The following is a 614-nucleotide window of genomic DNA, read 5'->3' as shown; positions in this document are numbered from 1 at the left end:
CCCTGCGCGAGGCGGTAGTAGGCCTGGTTCCAGCGCACTTCCTTGCTGAACTCGCGCAGGGTGGTGTCGGCGTCGATGCGCAGCAGCTCGGTCTTCGCGATGGTCGCGAAGTCCTCGAACACGTCGATGCCGACGGCGGTCGACATGACCGTGTGGTGCGCGGCGCCGGCGGTGAGCCAGGCTGCGGCCGACACCTCGAACGAGGGCTCCGGCTTCCAGACGGCGCGGCCGACGGGCAGCTTCGGCAGGGGAGCGGTGGGCTCCACGACCTCGACGACGTTCGCGACGAGGCGGAACCGGTCGCGCATGTCGCTGAGCGCGACGACGACCGCGGGGCCCGGGTCGGCGGTGAAGACGAGGCGCACGGGGTCGTCCTTGCCGCCGATGCCAAGCGGGTGCACCTCGAGGCTCGGCTTGGCGGTGGTGAGGGAGGGGCTCACCTCGAGCATGTGCGCGCCCAGGATGAGCTCGCTGCCCTCGGTGAGGTCGTACGTGTAGTCCTCCATGAGGCTCGCCCCGCCGGGCAGGCCGGCGCCCATGACGTTCGCGGCCCGCACGAGGATGGCCGTCTTCCAGTCGCCCTCGGCGCCGAAGCCGTAGCCCTCGGCCATGAG

At 71.5% G+C, this 614-nt stretch carries 1 pseudogene; it reads right to left on the bottom strand.

What is annotated here, in order from left to right:
* Positions 1-614 (bottom strand): annotated as a pseudogene (locus C5E07_RS17505) (L-arabinose isomerase); the annotation flags it as partial.

The organism is Pseudoclavibacter sp. RFBJ3 (assembly GCF_002931375.1).
Taxonomy (GTDB): Bacteria; Actinomycetota; Actinomycetes; order Actinomycetales; family Microbacteriaceae; genus Pseudoclavibacter.
The sequence above is the reverse complement of the archived record's forward strand: the minus strand, read 5'-3'. Positions and strand labels throughout refer to the sequence as shown.